General features: G+C 44.4%; 14 protein-coding genes and 1 pseudogene. 7 read left to right on the forward strand and 8 right to left on the reverse strand.

Going from position 1 to position 16,304, the window contains the following annotated elements; translation table 11 throughout:
* Positions 1-2 precede the first annotated feature (2 nt).
* Both K370_RS06715 and K370_RS06720 read right to left on the reverse strand, forming a co-directional pair.
* Positions 3-563 (reverse strand): ImmA/IrrE family metallo-endopeptidase, encoded by a 561-nt coding sequence (locus K370_RS06715; protein ID WP_047540080.1) that lies wholly within the window; start codon positions 561-563, stop codon positions 3-5.
* A 2-nt stretch (positions 564-565) separates the two neighbouring features.
* The gene (locus tag K370_RS06720) at positions 566-919 is read right to left on the reverse strand and encodes a hypothetical protein (protein WP_200883453.1); all 354 of its coding nucleotides are present in this window, start codon (positions 917-919) and stop codon (positions 566-568) included.
* 134 nt (positions 920-1,053) lie between these two features.
* On the opposite strand from K370_RS06720, the gene K370_RS12265 reads away from it, so the two are divergent.
* The 6 genes from K370_RS12265 to K370_RS06745 all read left to right on the forward strand — a co-directional run bounded on the left by K370_RS12265 (position 1,054) and on the right by K370_RS06745 (position 4,807).
* Entirely contained in the window at positions 1,054-1,230 is a 177-nt protein-coding gene (locus tag K370_RS12265) for a hypothetical protein (protein ID WP_200883455.1), read from the forward strand.
* Positions 1,227-1,925 (forward strand): multiubiquitin domain-containing protein, encoded by a 699-nt coding sequence (locus tag K370_RS12270; protein WP_200883457.1) that lies wholly within the window; start codon positions 1,227-1,229, stop codon positions 1,923-1,925. Before K370_RS12265 ends, K370_RS12270 begins: the two co-directional genes overlap by 4 nt.
* Positions 1,922-3,334, forward strand: a complete 1,413-nt coding sequence (locus tag K370_RS06730; protein ID WP_047540085.1) for a ThiF family adenylyltransferase — start codon at positions 1,922-1,924, stop codon at positions 3,332-3,334. Before K370_RS12270 ends, K370_RS06730 begins: the two co-directional genes overlap by 4 nt.
* A gap of 145 nt (positions 3,335-3,479) precedes the next feature.
* Positions 3,480-3,668 carry a DUF6527 family protein gene (locus tag K370_RS12395; RefSeq protein WP_419177400.1) on the forward strand — a complete coding sequence of 63 codons (189 nt, stop codon included), beginning with the start codon at positions 3,480-3,482 and terminating at the stop codon, positions 3,666-3,668.
* A 29-nt stretch (positions 3,669-3,697) separates the two neighbouring features.
* Entirely contained in the window at positions 3,698-4,036 is a 339-nt protein-coding gene (locus tag K370_RS06740; protein ID WP_047540087.1) for a hypothetical protein, read from the forward strand.
* A gap of 51 nt (positions 4,037-4,087) precedes the next feature.
* Positions 4,088-4,807, forward strand: a complete 720-nt coding sequence (locus tag K370_RS06745; RefSeq protein ID WP_047540089.1) for a hypothetical protein — start codon at positions 4,088-4,090, stop codon at positions 4,805-4,807.
* 286 nt (positions 4,808-5,093) lie between these two features.
* On the opposite strand, the gene K370_RS06750 is transcribed toward K370_RS06745, so the two are convergent.
* Positions 5,094-5,765: a class I SAM-dependent methyltransferase gene (locus K370_RS06750; protein WP_047540091.1), complete on the reverse strand. Its 672-nt coding sequence runs from the start codon at positions 5,763-5,765 to the stop codon at positions 5,094-5,096.
* Between the two features lie 883 nt (positions 5,766-6,648).
* On the opposite strand from K370_RS06750, the gene K370_RS06755 reads away from it, so the two are divergent.
* Positions 6,649-8,958 carry a TonB-dependent siderophore receptor gene (locus K370_RS06755; RefSeq protein ID WP_052185196.1) on the forward strand — a complete coding sequence of 770 codons (2,310 nt, stop codon included), beginning with the start codon at positions 6,649-6,651 and terminating at the stop codon, positions 8,956-8,958.
* 361 nt (positions 8,959-9,319) lie between these two features.
* On the opposite strand, the gene K370_RS06760 is transcribed toward K370_RS06755, so the two are convergent.
* The 5 genes and pseudogenes from K370_RS06760 to K370_RS06780 all read right to left on the reverse strand — a co-directional run bounded on the left by K370_RS06760 (position 9,320) and on the right by K370_RS06780 (position 16,298).
* Positions 9,320-12,550 carry an autotransporter outer membrane beta-barrel domain-containing protein gene (locus K370_RS06760; protein WP_419177401.1) on the reverse strand — a complete coding sequence of 1,077 codons (3,231 nt, stop codon included), beginning with the start codon at positions 12,548-12,550 and terminating at the stop codon, positions 9,320-9,322.
* A gap of 264 nt (positions 12,551-12,814) precedes the next feature.
* Positions 12,815-12,946, reverse strand: a pseudogene (locus tag K370_RS12400) (ESPR domain-containing protein); the annotation flags it as partial.
* A 263-nt stretch (positions 12,947-13,209) separates the two neighbouring features.
* Positions 13,210-14,370: an IS30 family transposase gene (locus K370_RS06765; protein WP_047540095.1), complete on the reverse strand. Its 1,161-nt coding sequence runs from the start codon at positions 14,368-14,370 to the stop codon at positions 13,210-13,212.
* 554 nt (positions 14,371-14,924) lie between these two features.
* Positions 14,925-15,149, reverse strand: coding sequence for a hypothetical protein (locus K370_RS06775; RefSeq protein WP_047540099.1), 225 nt, complete (start codon positions 15,147-15,149; stop codon positions 14,925-14,927).
* Between the two features lie 18 nt (positions 15,150-15,167).
* Entirely contained in the window at positions 15,168-16,298 is a 1,131-nt protein-coding gene (locus K370_RS06780; protein WP_047540101.1) for a prepilin-type N-terminal cleavage/methylation domain-containing protein, read from the reverse strand.
* Positions 16,299-16,304: the final 6 nt, after the last annotated feature.

Below are 16,304 nucleotides of genomic sequence, written 5' to 3' on the forward strand. Positions count from 1 at the left end.
TGCTAAGGCATCACCACTTTGCTGACTCGCTGTTTAGATCCTGTTACATTCAATCTAAATCTAATCATTTGTTCAGTAACTCCATATAAATTCGCTGCAGCTCTCAAAGGCAAGTTTTCACGAGCAATTTTAAGTGCAGCTTCTTCCGAAATCAACAATGCTCCACCTAACCAATCTGCTTCAGATTCAATAGTATTATCCCAGTTTCTACATCCCAAATCATTTAACGGTGCAGCTTTAGGATGATGTAATAGGCTATGCGACAATTCATGGGATATGTTGCTAGATTGTCGTCCTGCAGTATGAGAGTCATTGTGCAGTATCAATCTTTCTGTACCTGAAAAAATAGTTGCAGCAGAAAATTCATATTTACCATCAAATTTAAAATGCTTAATTGCTGCTGGCGCGTCTTCACCAAAGTTACTAATAGGAATTACTTTAATTTCAAGGTAACTAGCCAATTCTAACGGATTGAGTGGGTCAAAATATTTCAATCCCAACTCATCACGAATTTGCCTAGCTATTTGGTTAGCTTCACTTTTGAAGCCTCTTCTTAAGCTCATTATTATTTAGAAAACTGTTTGTATGCTGCTTTTAAGATTTCTTCCAAAGCAATTGCGCCTTGCGCTGTTAAATTAGGATCGGATCTTAGATAAGTCGAAATCATTACTAATGGTTCTGGTCTAGAGACCTTATTATTAGATTCAACAAAATCTGCAGGATTCAGTCCTGACCAAGCCGCTAAAGATGCCAAACTATCTGCATCAGGCCGTCTATTTTGAGCCATTCTAGTTAATGTAGATGCTCCTACGGAAGTTTCCGTAGAAACTTGTTTCCAATTTAATTTCCGTACTTCACGAGTTGTATTAATGGCCTCGTAAAAAGCCATGCAGTTAAACCCCTTGTTTTCAGTATTCAAACAAGTCTCCTTAATTTTTTAATAAAAATTGCTAAATAGCAATTGACAGTCTATTTAGCAAAAAATATAATGTACTCACAATTGCATTTTAGCAATTATTAATCTAAATCACAATAGTGAGAAAGAAGGTATTTATGGCTACAAATCCACCAAGCGGTGATGGGCATCGTAATGGCGCAGTGAAAGATCGTTCTCAAACACAGACCCCTTCAGGTCATTGGGTGAAGCGTGACAAAGAAACAGGTCAATTTATGGATGTTAAAACTACTGATAAAACGCCTTTTAAAGGCATAACAAAGGAAAAGAAATGAACAGCGCTATTGAAGTTATAGATATTGAAATTTATGCAAAAGAAGGCAAACAAGTACCAAAAGGCCGCAATTACAAGATTAGAGTCGATAAAACTCAATACACCGTGTCAGTACACAAAATGACAGGTAGAGAAATATTAACTTTGGATGGTAAAAAGCCTGAGCAATTTATTTTACGGCAAAAAATTAAAAGCCAAGTAACCACCATTGGGTTAGACGAAATAGTAGATTTTACAGCGCCAGGCACTGAACGGTTTATGACAATACCCAACGAAGTGACTGAAGGCGAGGCCGATTTAATGCGACATGATTTTGAGCTGATACAAGATGACATTACGTATCTGAAATCTTTGAATCTACCCTACGAAAGCGTAGTTGAAGCGGGTGTGCGTAGAGTGCTGATTCATGGCTTCCCAATACCCAAAGGTTACAACGTGGACAAAGCAAGTGTATTTGTCTACTTATCGCCAGGCTATCCTGATACACAAATCGATATGGCTTATTTCTATCCCGCACTGTCACGTGCGGATGGCAAGTTAATTGGTGCATTAAGTCCGCTAGCATTTGACGGTAAAAACTGGCAGCAATGGTCACGCCATCGAACATCAACAAGTGCTTGGCGTATAGGCGAAGATAGTTTAAGTACACATATGACCTTAGTTGCAGATTGGCTAAATCAGGAGTTACTGAAATGATAAGCCAACATCATCAGGTATCAGTGGCAATGACAGCTGCTCAGCATGAGCAGATTAAAAAACATCTTTTCCCTGGTGATGGGTGTGAAGCGGTCGCAATAGCAGTATGTGGCCGCTCTTCACATAAATCATCTAGCACCTTATTAATACAAGAAGTGCATGAAATTCCATACGAGGCTTGTCGAATTCGCAAACCAGACCGCGTAACGTGGAATCCTGATGTGATTGTGCATGCCTTAGAAAAAGCAATGAACAAGGGATTAAGCATTATCAAAATACATAGTCACCCAGGCGGCTATCGCAAATTTTCTGGTGCGGATGACGTGTCGGATAAACAGTTATTTGAATCTATATATGGCTGGCTAGATACAGATGAGCCGATGGCAAGTTTAATTATGATGCCAGACGGTGAGCTAATTGGACGATCAATCTGGCCAAGTGGGCTAGGTAGTCCGTTAAGAAGTATTCGTGCTGTAGGCGATGATATTAAATATTGGTTTAGTGAAGAAACAAAACTAGATGTGCCCGAACATGCTGTTCGCATCGTACAAACATTTGGCGATGGTACTTATTCAGTCACACGTCGTTTACATGCTGGCGTAGTCGGTTGCTCAGGTACCGGCAGTATTACTATTGAGCAGTCTGCTAGAAATCATTTTGGACAATTAACTATTGTAGACCCTGAAACAATAGACCATAAAAATTTAAATCGTATACTAAACAGCACATGGCAAGATGCAGAAAATAAAGCAGCTAAGGTAGATGTACTTGCCGCAGCCATTAAAGCAATGAATTTAGACACACAGGTTAATACATATCAAGCAGACTTAATCACCGTTGATGTAATTAAAGAGTTGTCGCAATGTGATGTGATATTTGGATGTATGGATTCAGTGGATGGTCGGCATATACTCAATAAAATAGCTAGCTATTACCTGATACCTTACATCGATATGGGTGTAAGAATCGATGCTGATGGTCAAGGTGGCGTGGAAAGTATCAATGGTGTAATCAACTATATTAAACCAGGTGGTTCAAGCCTACTAAGCAGAGGTCTTTATACATCAGCAGATTTAGACGCCGCAATGATGAAAAGACATACACCAGCGTTATATGAAGAGCGTGCTAAACAAGGCTATATTAGAGGTGTACGAGTTGATCAGCCCGCGGTCATATCAGTCAACATGCAAATAGCATCAATGGCCTTTAATGAATTTTTAGCAAGAATTCATCCTTACAGAGTTGAGCCAAATTCTAAATATGCGCAGCGAAGAGTAGTCATTAGTGATCCTGAAGCTAGCATAGATATGGAAGATGGTAATGCGTGTCAAATATTCTCAAAATGGGTTGGTTTGGGTGACCAACAACCTTTGTTAGGAATACAGGATCTTCAAAATGATAAAAAATAAACTTAAAAAAGTGGTTAGGTGGATCACTAATTTATTTAGTGATGATACAGAATATAGAGCCGTTCCATGTGAGGACCTTCCCGATACCTACGAGAAAAATGTGTTGTATTTAGTAGGTGAGAATAACGAATTTTGGCAAGCAGCGATGTTATGCCCATGTAAGTGTGGTGATCTAATTCAGCTGACATTAGATACCAAAGGTAAACCTAGGTGGCAAGTCAGTTTAAATAAAAGGAAGCAGCCTACATTGAGACCATCTGTGCATCGCAAGGTGAGTTGTAAGAGCCATTTTGTACTTAAGGATGGAAAAGTGATTTGGTGTACTTGGGATTAATCAATTAATAACAAATAAAGGAGTTAGTTATGAAAGTTTTAGAATGGATTTTGAATGGGGTATTTAGTATTGCGAGTTTATGGGACAGAAGTCGTGATGAATTAGTAAATCAACATAGAGCATATGAGAGAAATATTTTAGTTTACACGGCTATAGCAATGATATTTTTAGTCGTATCAATACTAATTTCTCCATTAGAAGTAATGTTGCCCACAGATGGGTTCAAGTATTTTACATATACAGTAGGTAGGTATTTTGGATTTGGAGCTTTAGCACTTGGGGCTTTTAGCTTTATAGCTTCATTGTGGAATATGATTGAGTTATTGTATTTTCGCTATAAATATGGCATTAGCGAAAACAATAGATAGCTGTCAAGGGGCATCAAAAGAATGAAAACGCCACAGTTTATTAAGTAAATTATGCCAATATCTTCTAAAGAAAAAAATCTGTGGTTCGAGTCTCTTCCAGGGAATGCATCATGGACCGCGCTTTGGAGTGGTTACGTTCTCTGTGACTGTAAGGCTATTCGTACTTTAGATGTTTGTTGTTTCGTCTGTCAACAGCCACCACCAAGCTTAGAGTCAGAAGAAATAATTTTAAAAAGTGGGAAGAAAGTAATTATTTCAGTTGCACTTCCCGGTGGTGAAGGACAGTATGAGGATTATATATTTATACAAATGATGCAGCGTGAATGGACTCGTTCAACAAGTGATAATGAACTTGAGGCTTTCCCAATGCTTAGAGAAATGTCGACTAAGGCCTCTGTTGTTTTACTTTATTGGACATATTTTGAAACTAGAATTGAACGTCTTTTAAAAATAGGATTAGATGGAGTACCTGAGTCTTTATCAAAGGACACGTTAAATAGATATTCTTCAATAGGTGTTCGCTTAGATAAATTTTATAAAGTTGTTTTTGATTCTACTTACTATAATGACCTTAAAATTTTAGGTTATGAACACTTGATTCCCCACATTACTAATGTTCAAAAAAAGAGAAATGAATTTATTCATGGAAACCCACGTGCAATCGACGATAAACTTGTTTATTCGGTGGTAAAGAATCTTCAAGATGATCACGAGGCTTGGATAAAGATTTATAACAAATGTATTTCTATAATTCGCAGTAGGATTATCTAGAAAATTGAGACAAATTTACATGAATGTCTCTTTACTATACAGGTAACTCATTGATTTCGTGATGTTGGAATATTGATATAAAAGAGAACCTACAAATTATGTAGTTTCCCAGTTGTAGGTTCTCTTAAAAGTCTGAATAATTCCCAAATTATCATATTTTTAGAGAATTAATAAAAAAGCCCGAAAGGGCTTTTTTTGTTTTGAATAAATATATGTCCGAGTTCGGCCCAAAGCGGACGGTCATCAGCAGTAGTGTAAAAGACGTATTGTCAGGCGGTAATTGAACTCAGGCATACGCTACCCATCCGCGAAATGCTAGGCCTACGTAGAAGATATTAATGTTGGAGAAGCCAGCTTTTCGCATGAGTTCTTCATCTTGCTCTGGCGTAAGAATGGGTAATTGTTTACCAATTGCCGCCGCTGCCGCTCTAGCCTGCTCAGAATCTACTCCAGATGATATGGCAAACGCAGCACATCTAGACAACCATAGTTCACGCTCGGCAGGATTATCTGGAATGCTGTAATGCATTGCCACAAAAACTCCGCCAGGCTTCAATCGTGCATGAATTTCACACAATGTTCTCAAGCGTTCAGTTTCTGTAGTGAAGTGCAGCGTCAATAGACAAGACGCCGCATCGAACGGGCCCTGAGGAGCTGCTTCGGCATAACCTTGATGTAGTTGAACGCGAGAGGCCAGCGGTCCAAGAACCGTCCTCGCAAGACTCAACATTTCGGTGGAGGGATCAACGCCATCAAATTGCCAGCTCGGGTTCGACTGTGCGAAGAACTTAAGTTCCATGCCCCCGCCAGCACCAACCACCAACACGCGCCCATTCGGTGGTGTGCGCTCAGCCAATAGTAGGGCTGACATACGATGTAAGTCATTCAAGCCGGGTACACGTCGGATCGCGTTTTCTGCGTAATTGGCAATTGCCTTGGTATCTGAGAAGGATGACATGCTGTGTTACCTAAAGGTTGATGTACTACACAAGAGATACTTACTAGTTAATATAGGGACCTATAGTCTCTGTATTGGAATATCCATATGTAATGGACAAAGATTAGTTTAATTGTAATTGAAGAGTTGCGTTTATTGGAAGTTTATACATCTGACGTATGTCTCGGACATATTTACATAAGTTCAGTAAAAGACAATAACGGCCCGAAGTGTTCTCATCTGCGTATTCTGTTAGCTTAAAACAACAGTCTGGTCGTCGTTGACCAATTAATTGAGAATACGTGGTTAATCTAACCAGAAGAGACCACGGATTTTATCTAATGAGATATTAGTCGTATTTAAATTATGATGAGATCACATTGATTTATGCAACAGTGTTGCATATACTCACGATTCTTTCGTACTTGATTGTTGAGTTGATGTTTTATCGTCGTCTAACGCTGTGGTTGCTGCTAATTGTTGTCGGGTTCAACTCTACAATTGGCCTTCCTATGCATGAAGCGATGCATGTAGGCAGTGAAACTGCAGATCATTCGCTTTTAATGGCTTCTGACTTGCCAGTAAATGCTCATCAGGACTTTATAGATACCGAAGCCTGCGCATTTTGCTACGCGTATACTCACCTTTTTCAAGTATTCATTTCATTAGAGTTGCACATCTCTTCCCATGAGATGGCATCGTTACATTACGCTGCTTCTCGCTGCGAGCTACTCTCCAGTCTCTGGCTTGCCTATTCTTCAGGGTGCGACCCGCCCACAGCAATCGTCTAACGCAGCCAATCTGGTTGCCTTCACAATCTTCGTAGCTCTTAAATGCACGCTACGCTTATCACTACTTGCGTCATGTCACTTTGCTTGGACATGGCTTTACTTAGATTGCAATTATGAAATCAAATTATTCCGTTGGATACTCGGTGAGCCTATCGCTCGCATTCACTATTTTTTCAACTTTCGCCAGTACGGCGTACGCCCAAAGCGCGCAACCAATTGAGGGTCAGCATCCATTAGGACAAGACTCTCAAGGAACGTTAACAGACAACAATCAACCAGCACGAAGAGACGATATTGATGCAGATGCTGAGCAACTGCAGCACTTGCCAATGATCAATGTGAAAGGCGTTTCTGAGATATCTACCGTTACTGAAGGAAGCAATTCCTACACATCGCCGAGGCTTACTGTTGGCAGCAAAATTCCACAATCAATCCGGCAAACGCCACAATCGGTAAGTGTGATTACCCAGCAGCGTTTGCAGGATCAAAATCTGACCAATCTGGATGCTGCACTTGGGCAATCCACCGGTATTACAGTGAATAACACTTCGAACCGATCTTCGAGCCTTTTTGCGCGTGGATTTTTAGTTACCAATGTCCAAATTGATGGTGTCCCACTTGCCTTGCCGACTAATAATTATGGCTTTGACACACCCGATTTGGCAATCTATGATCATGTCGAAGTGCTACGTGGCTCAGCAGGATTACTGAATGGTGCGGGCACGCCAGGAGCGGTGATTGGGCTCACTCGCAAGCGTCCAACATTAGAAAATCAATTCAACGTAAATACAACCTATGGCTCATGGAATAATATGCGAGTGGAGATTGACGGGAGTGCGTTACTGAATGCGGACGGATCATTACGCGCTCGTGGGGTTGTAGTACAGGAAGATCGCGATTTCTTTTATGACATCGCTGAGCAAAAGAAAACGCTCATGTATGGTGTGATTGAGTACGATTTTTCAAACCAAACGCGGTTCACTTTTGGTGCTAGCCATCAAGATCTGACTGGTGTGCCAATGAACGGTACGAATATGCCTCGATATAACGATGGTGCAAACCTTAAATTACCACGCTCAACATTCCTTGGTGCTGCATGGAACCGAGAAGAAGCCGAAAATACCGAACTTTTTGGAGAGATGGAACATCGTTTTGGGAGTGATTGGAAACTCAAAACTGGCGCAACACGAACCTTATCGGAAACCGATTCAAAGATTGGTTTTCTTCTCGGTGCTATCGACCCCGTAACTAAATCGGGTTCTTTTCAACGCGGAAACGCAGTTAAGGCCGAAGTTGAGCGTCAGGGTCTGGATGCGGTCTTAAGTGGCAGTTTCGAAGCGCTCGGACAACGGCATGAAGTCGTGCTGGGCATGAATCGGTCAGAGCACCGGTATCAGTCCGACATCGTCAGTCTGTATCCTGCGCCCTATAGGCCAGTGGATATTTTTAATTATGATCCGCGTGCAGTACCGGAACCTATCACGCCAGCATCTACCAACGGTGCCAACGAACAAAACACGATACAGACCGGGGTATACGGCACGTTACGCCTTAAAATTGCTGATCCAGTCAGTTTGATTTTAGGCGCGCGCGACAGTCACTGGAAGTTTAAACAGCAGAATCTTATGACAAACAGGGTTGTAAGCAACTATAGCGATCAAGCAATTACCCCTTTTGCAGGATTAGTTGTAGACTTGAATAAAACTTGGTCGGCATACGCTAGTTATGCTGATGTATTCCAAGTGCAAAACAGTTTCATGTTCAATGGTCAGCGTCTTGAACCAATCACTGGCGTGAATTACGAAGTTGGCTTGAAAGGTGAATTGTTTAATAATCTGCTTAATACATCTTTTGCTATTTTTCATATTGATCGTAAGAACGTCGCTCAGCGCGACACCATCAATACAAGTCCAACAGCATGTAATGGATTAGCATGTTACGTTGCTGGCGGTGAAACGCAAAGCCAGGGATTTGAAGCCGAAGTGAGCGGCGCGCTTACTCAGAACTGGAATTTATTTGCCGGTTATACCTTCAACACGACAAAATACGTTCGCGATAGAACCATCACTGGGGCACCAAGCATTAACGAGGGCGAACCGTTGACGGCTTGGGTACCTGAACATATTTTTCGTTTATGGACCACCTATCAATTACCAGGGGAACTTAATAAATGGAGTATAGGTGGTGGCGTCAATGCTCAAACATCTTTCTACCGAGTACTCAATGGCAATCGAATGGAACAGGGAGGATATGCGCTTTGGAATGCGCGTGCTGCATACCGTATTGATGAGAACTGGACGGTCGCTGCGACTTTGAATAATGTGTTCGATAAGACATATTATTCGCGCTTCAATTTACTAGATCAAGGAAATATGTACGGCGAGCCGCGAAACTTTATGTTGTCATTACGTGGGAAGTTTTAACATTTGTTCATTCACTGATTATTTACTTAAACTTTTACCAAATTGAGTTGAACATCTATGTGTTGAAAAGGTTTTAAAAGGTCAAACTCTTAAAATGTTTATGGTTACACACCTTCAGTGTCGTAGATGCATACGACTTACAGTTTAGTGAAAGTTTGCAAGAACACTCTTAATCTTCTTGCATCGGGATATTTGATTGCACCTTAATATTTAAACTATAAATGTCTGCTTTGGGTCGCTTGATGTCGTATATTTCGGCCCAAAGCAGCCACTCATCTCAATTTAATAATTATAGTAATACCTATAAAAAAGCCCCAATCAAGGGGCTTTTAACTAGCATCTAATCAGCGGAACCAATTAATTAAAAATCAACCCGCACGCCTACATTGCCTCCCCAAACATCTGCAGAAGCACTGGTCAAACCTTTCTCGTAACTCAGGCTGGCAAAGACAGATGAGTTGAGTCCAAGTCGGGCATTCAGACCGCCACCCAATTGCAGACTAGTACCCATTGATTCCGAATCAAATCTGACATTGCTAGCAGTGATGCTGCCATCGCTGAGGAATTCATGTAACAGGTTAGCTTCAATATAAGGTGTCCACTGTCTGTCAATGTTAGTGGTGATGGTTTTCAGCATACGTCCGCCAAATCGCCCACGTAAGCTTTCCCCACCATTTAAGTCGACATCAATGCGGTCGACATCTGTAAATTTGTCAAAACGGATGCGTTGGTAAGTCAGTTGTGCTTGTGGCTCTAAGATTAAGCCGTTGCCCATATCAAATGGATAGCCGCCTTCCAGTGACAGTCCCCAGCCCCAGCCTTTTGGGTCGCCAGTTTCACCGCGTTGGCTGGTGGTTATTTCGGAGGTGTAGCGCGTGCCCTGTGCTACCGCATCTAGATACCAACCAGTAGCGGCTTGGTAGGTTGAGGTAAGTGCGAGTGTCGTACCACGTAGATCAACCTTGGCACTGGATTCATCAGCATTCAGTTTGGAGCCACCAATGCTTAAGGCGCCGCCGATGCGTAGTTCAGCACCATCGGCCATATCACGCCCAAACAGATTGCCGCCCGCCTGCACGTACCAGATGTCTTGATCGTAGCCTGATGCACTGTTGCCTGAGACATCATTGCTGGAACCTTGCGTTCTTAAGAAGACTTCTTTACTGCGTTCTGTGTTGCCGATTTTATTCTGCTGGGTGGCTGTTTCACGAAGTTCTCCCAGTCGTTTGTGTACAGAATCAAGCAGAGATGCGCCATAGCGCACTGCGCCAGTTGGCATGGCTTGATAGCCTGCAACCTGTGGTACTGCAACGGGTTTGCCGCTGCTATCAATTAGTGACTGTAAACGGTAATCCCAGAATGGGACGGCACCCAATAAAGGATCAATCTCACCTGCTGCAGAAGCAGTAGGATCGAATGCGTTTAATGTGTACTGGAATGCGCCAACGGCAGCGTAGCCACCTGCCAGTTGGAATGTACTTACTGAGCTGGTACCACCTACTTGGATAATGGAGATGCCATCAGTGTTGCTTGTGCCAGTCCCTGCGCCAGAACCGCCAGTGTTGATGACATTGACTATTGTATTGCCAGTGGCATTGCCGGTAATGAGCAAGCGATCAGCTGGTGAACCGCTGCCAGCCAGTACGGCTTCCATCTCCAGTACACCACCGCTGCCCGTGTAGTTACCTGCTACCAGCAGTGTGCCGATGGAGTTGCCGGGTGCGATGGTACCGCCAGCAAAGTTTGTGGTGTCGCCGACTTGCCCTGTGCCTTGCAGGCGTCCGCCATTGACATTCATCGTGCCGCCCAAGATGCCGTTCACGGAAAGTGTGCCAGCGTTGACATTGGTGGTGCCGGTAAAGCCGCTGCTGTTACCAGTCAGCATAGTTAAGCCTGAGCCGTTTTGGTTGATTTTGCCTAAGCCAGATATGATTCCAGCATAGTCGTACTGATTCGAACGGTTGAAGATGAGTGTGCCATCGTTGGCGACATCACCGACGATGCTGCCAGTAGTTCCGCCATTCCCTAATTGCAAGGTGCCTGCGGTGATTGTAGTACCACCGGTGTATGTGTTAGTGCCGCTGAGTGTGGTGACACCACTGCCAACCTGCGCCACCGAACCACTACCAGATATGTCACCTGCAATCGCCATATCATTTGAGCGATTGATTACCAGAGCACCGTTGTTGAGCAATGATCCGGAGACGATACCACCCGCCGTACCGCCATTACCTAATTGTAGGGTACCTGCAGCGATTGTCGTGCCACCTGCGTAAGTGTTGTCCGCGGTGAACACCAGTGTACCATCGCCAAGCTTGGTCAATCCACCCGCGCCAGTGATGACAGAACTGATGGTGAAAATGTTCGCGGCATCATCGATGTCGATACCGCCCCCGCCAGTAGCCATCGTCATAGCACGGCTGGTGCCACTATACGCAGTACCGGTGACTTCCAGTGTGCCACCATTGAAGGTTAGTCCACCAGACGCCGCACCGAGATTGCCGTCTGCTGACACAGAGAGAATTCCCTCGTACAGAGTCCAAGGAGTCACCGCAGTCGTCGTACCAGTCAATGTCCAAGTGCTAGAACCAAGCTTGTGATAGGCACCAAAACCCCTGTACTGCACAGCCGCGCCAATTTGCGCCACATCAAAGCTGGCGTTGGTGCTACCGCCCAGCGCCAGTGTATCTGTTGCTCCGCCAAGAACATTGCCGATAATCGACGAATTGGAGCGTAATTCCAGCAGGTTATTACCGCCGCTGAACGAGACGGCGGTGGTATTGAGAAGTCCGTTAGATCGAGTTCCACCTATAATATTGCCATCGTTGATGATGACAGCGCTACCCGCACCCACCACGCCCACACCACCATTGACGGCGGTACTGCCACTACTGCCGCCGGTGATCGTGCCATAGTTCTCCAAGGTGGCGCCTGAAACATTCGCGCCGGCGCCGCCAGTACTAGCCGGCCCGCCGCCGGGAAGGCTGACGGTGCCTTGGCCGCCGGTAATGATGGCTCCTGTCCGATTGATCAGCCCAGCATCGCCCCGAAGAGTGAGACCAGTACCACCTGGACCTGCGCCTGCCGAGCCGCCCTGATTGGCGCCGCGCCCGCCGGTGCCGCCGACGATGTTGCCGCTGTTGGAATGGGTGCCGCCGGTCAGCGCTGCCCCCGTACCACCACCACCACCCCAGCTGTTATCCGCGCCAGAAGGACTATTGATGTTGCTGCCTCCCTCCCCACCGCGAACGACGCCCAGGTTGTCGAGACTGCCGCCGGTCATCACAAGGCCAGTACCGCCGCCGCCCGAAGAGCGACTGGCTCCGCTGCCAGAGCTACCTTGATTGTTCATCTGCCCCCCGAGCCCTCCAATGAGGGCTCCCCTGTTGACGAGTGTGCTGTTGGTCAGGGCTGCTCCGCTGCCGCCGACACCTGCAGTCCCATGAACGCTACGCTGAGTGAATCCGCCCGCGCCACCGATGACGGTGGCGCTGTTGTCAAGGCTGCCGCCATTCAGGGCCAGGCCCGCACCGCCCGTGGCGTTGCTGGAGATAGCAGCAGCGTTGCCGCCGTTCATCGCTCCACTGACCACCAAAGGTCCGCCAAGAAACGACAGACTGGTTCCGGCAGCCGTACCGGTAGCGACTGCGCCCGACACAGAAAATGTCGCGGTGTCGATCGTCAGCGACTTGCTGATTGCGGTGAACGCTGTTGGATCGGTGATCGTGATGTTGGCAATGAGCGTAATCGTCGAACTTGCATCGCCATTGGCATTCGCGTCGACAATCGCTTGACGCAATTCGGCTTCGTTGGATGCGACATAGTCAGCAGCCCTTGCCGGCGATGCCGACGCGAACACAACTCCCGAAAGAAGCGTTGCGGCGCACACGGCTGAACTACAACGCTTGCCGTTAGCGTTCGCGATTTCCGACACTGCCACCCAAGCACCGAGTGCTGCATTCCAAACACTTCTATACGATCGATTCATACTGTCTACCTTTTTGTTATTTAAACAATGATATTTAGAATATTAACTTATAAGCTCAGCTTGCAAGGTGTGTTTAATATTAATTTACAGTTGATATATTGCGCATTGAGTACTAACTATCTGTTAACCAAAATAACAAATTGATTAGTTATAGAGGAGTCATCTTTATTCACATCATTTTTGATGTAAGTCTTTTGTGGATAACTTAAATGGAAATAGATTGTGTGGCGAGATTGTATGAGTGTCCGCTATGGGCCTTGAATTCAACCGGTCGATGCAACAGATTGGGCAAATCTTTCTGCCGGTGTTTCATAGTTTAATGTTTTTCTAGGGCGCTCATTTAATTTCCTTGCTACTGCATTGAGTTTAGCTTGCGAGTAGTTGGCTAAACTCATTCCCTTAGGGAAGTATTGCCTTAATAGACCATTCGTATTTTCATTAGAACCGCGTTGCCAAGGGTGCCGTGGATCGCAGAAGTAAACCTGAACATCCGTTGCCAAGGTAAAGCGCTTGTGGGCTGCCATTTCTTTACCTCGGTCCCAAGTTAACGATTGATAAAGTTCCTGTGGCAACTTATGTGCGTGCTTGATGAGTGCATTGACGACAGTCTCAGTATCTTTGCCAGCGACCTTTACCAGCATGACATAACGCGTCTGGCGTTCAACTAGCGTTGCGATTTGGCTATTAGCATTCCCAAACAAGAGATCGCCTTCCCAGTGACCTGGTACTGCCCGATCCTCGATTTCGACTGGCCGCTCTCTAATGGATACCGCATCTTTAATCCTCCCGTGATTCTCACTCTTCTGGGTGTGATGACGCGAACGGCGCATGATTCGCGTTCGTCGTAAATGCTGCACCAACTCCTTCTTCAAGGCACCACGGGCTTGGATAAAGAGGCTACGATAAATAGTTTCGTGAGACACCTGATCGTTCTCGTCACCTAGATAATTGTGTTTTAGCCAACCAGCAATCTGCTGTGGCGACCACTGCAATTGAAGCTTGCTTGCCACGAGGTGCGCCAAGACTTTATTCTCCACCAATTTACAGGTCTTGGGGCGATTGGCTCGATCCCAAGTAGCTCGATCAGCTAGGCTAGAACGGTAACATTCAGAGCCACCGTTACGTTTAACCTCTCGGCTAATGGTAGATGGATGGCGCCCGAGATGCCTAGCGATAGAACGAATCGACTGACCGGTCGCTAGGCCACGCGAAATCTCTTCGCGATTAGCTAAAGTCAGCGCTAATTTGGATCGAGTCCGTTGTGGCGGTCGTATACCGCCAGTCAAAGCCAAAATGCGCTGTATTGAGGAGTGATTTCGATCAAATAACTGGGCAATCTGCTGGAGAGACTCTCCTTTTTGCCAGCGATCCCACATTAAAGCTTTCTGGGTATCCGTGTAATAGATTCTGGGACGTTGTTTCATGTGCAACACTCCTTCTGCTTACGCAGTTTTTAGTGTGTTGCATCGACCAGTTGAATTCAAGACCGGTAGTTGACGCTCAGCTATGACAGCGTTCGGCAAAGCAGTCGTTAACATTAGAGCTATGTTCGCTTAGCCGAATTGGCAGCGGAGCGTTCCGCTTGACTGAAAGCTATGAGCGTACGCTCATTTTTTATCTCCCTCAAATGAGCTAGGAAGAATAGGTGACCAATGTCGCTTTGTACGAGGTACTTTCTTCATAATCTTTTCTAGGGACGCAGTTTCCTTGAGAAGTATTGTTCGCAATTCTTCACTCTGTGTTGCGTTGAGTTTATCCTTCAAAGCTTTTAGTTGAGTTTTGAGCTCAAGCAGTTTTTCACGGTTTTTGTCTTGCTCTTTTTGGCGGCGCGGAGGCCAACTTTTTCGCAAGTTTCATTATGTCCTAACGTCTGATTTAGCTACACCCACTTGAATGTGGTGTGCATATCCGCTAGATGTCTATGAGTTTTTTAAGGAAAGACACTTTTTAATTTAAAACCAATAACTGAGTCCGACAGTTATGCTCTGTTATTGTCCTGAAAATAAGCATCTACAAACATGGTTACGCTGTAAGCGCAAACAAAGCTAAGTCCGATTATTCCAAATGCAAAATACATTATTAAGCCACTTTGCCAAGCGGCAGGTGAAAACATTGCAATAAACGAAAATATTGCAATAAAGACAGGCGCTAATGGTATCGAGCGGCCAATTCTGGATTTAATAACTCTAAATTTTTCAGACATATTATTCCCTAAAATTTGTTACCAGCCGACTTTACTGAAAGCATCTTGAAGTTCATTTACAGTAATTACATATTGCAAATCATCGTTACCACCTGATAAACCATCTGGGCCATAAGTTGTAATAATAAAAGCGTTAAGGCTAGCATCAGTAGACATGTTGATAGATGTGATACTTAAGTTAGCATATACATAATTTAAGCCCCATGGATCCATTAATGTATTTGCTGGTAAAGAAGGTAAATTATTTGGAATTGTATAGTTATAAGATCCTGCAGAGCCTGACCTAGTTAATATTGATCTCGCTATAACAGCATTTTTAATTTTTGATACATCATCGTTTATTTTAGAACGATAATCTTGCAATGATCCGTGTACGGTCAAAGGGGTAATTAAATCAGAGGTACTTAGTGGCAATAAGATGTCATCAAAAGGATTGTTGGTGTTTTCAGCATAATCCTTGATCAAGAAACGACTATCATTATTGGTATTTTCAGTTTCGTCAGCACCTACAGGCAAAGCTTTTTGTGTGCCATCTCTGCCATATGAGCCAGTACCGTTATTGCCATGGGAAACAATGATAGCTACTGCTGAACACGGATTATAGTTACCACCAACAGGTGTGCAGTCATTGGACTGATTACCCGCTAAAGGCAACCTTGAGAAAGTGGATATTGCGCCTTTTAGACCTGCAATTGTTTGTGCATTGGTATTGGTGGCTGTTAGGGTAACTTGATAGGTGAAACGATTGTAATAGCCATCAGTTGCATTCTCATCAGTCAAACCAAGACTTGACCACGGAACAATACCGGTCGATACAGCGCCATTGATTACAGTACCTGTGCAAGTTCCAAAAAGTGGCGCTTCTACACCGTAGCCTACGGCTCCTTCGGCAATTGTAGGTACCGCTGGACACGGTAGGCGATTATTTCGAGTGATGTAGTTAATTATCGCTATTCTAATCAAATCTTCTTTCTGCTTAGTGGCAGATATTCTGGCTTGCTGAATTTGAGCGTTACCTACCCCAACAATAGCACTCAGTAATAAGCCGATAATGACCAGCACGATAGCCATCTCTACCAAGGTAAATCCTTTATGCTTGGTACGAGTTTTGTGATTAGTAATTGTCATGTTTTGCAAATCATAATTCATTTTTGA

It is taken from the genome of Methylotenera versatilis 7 (assembly GCF_000799165.1).
In the GTDB taxonomy this organism is placed as follows: Bacteria; Pseudomonadota; Gammaproteobacteria; order Burkholderiales; family Methylophilaceae; genus Methylotenera_A; species Methylotenera_A versatilis_A.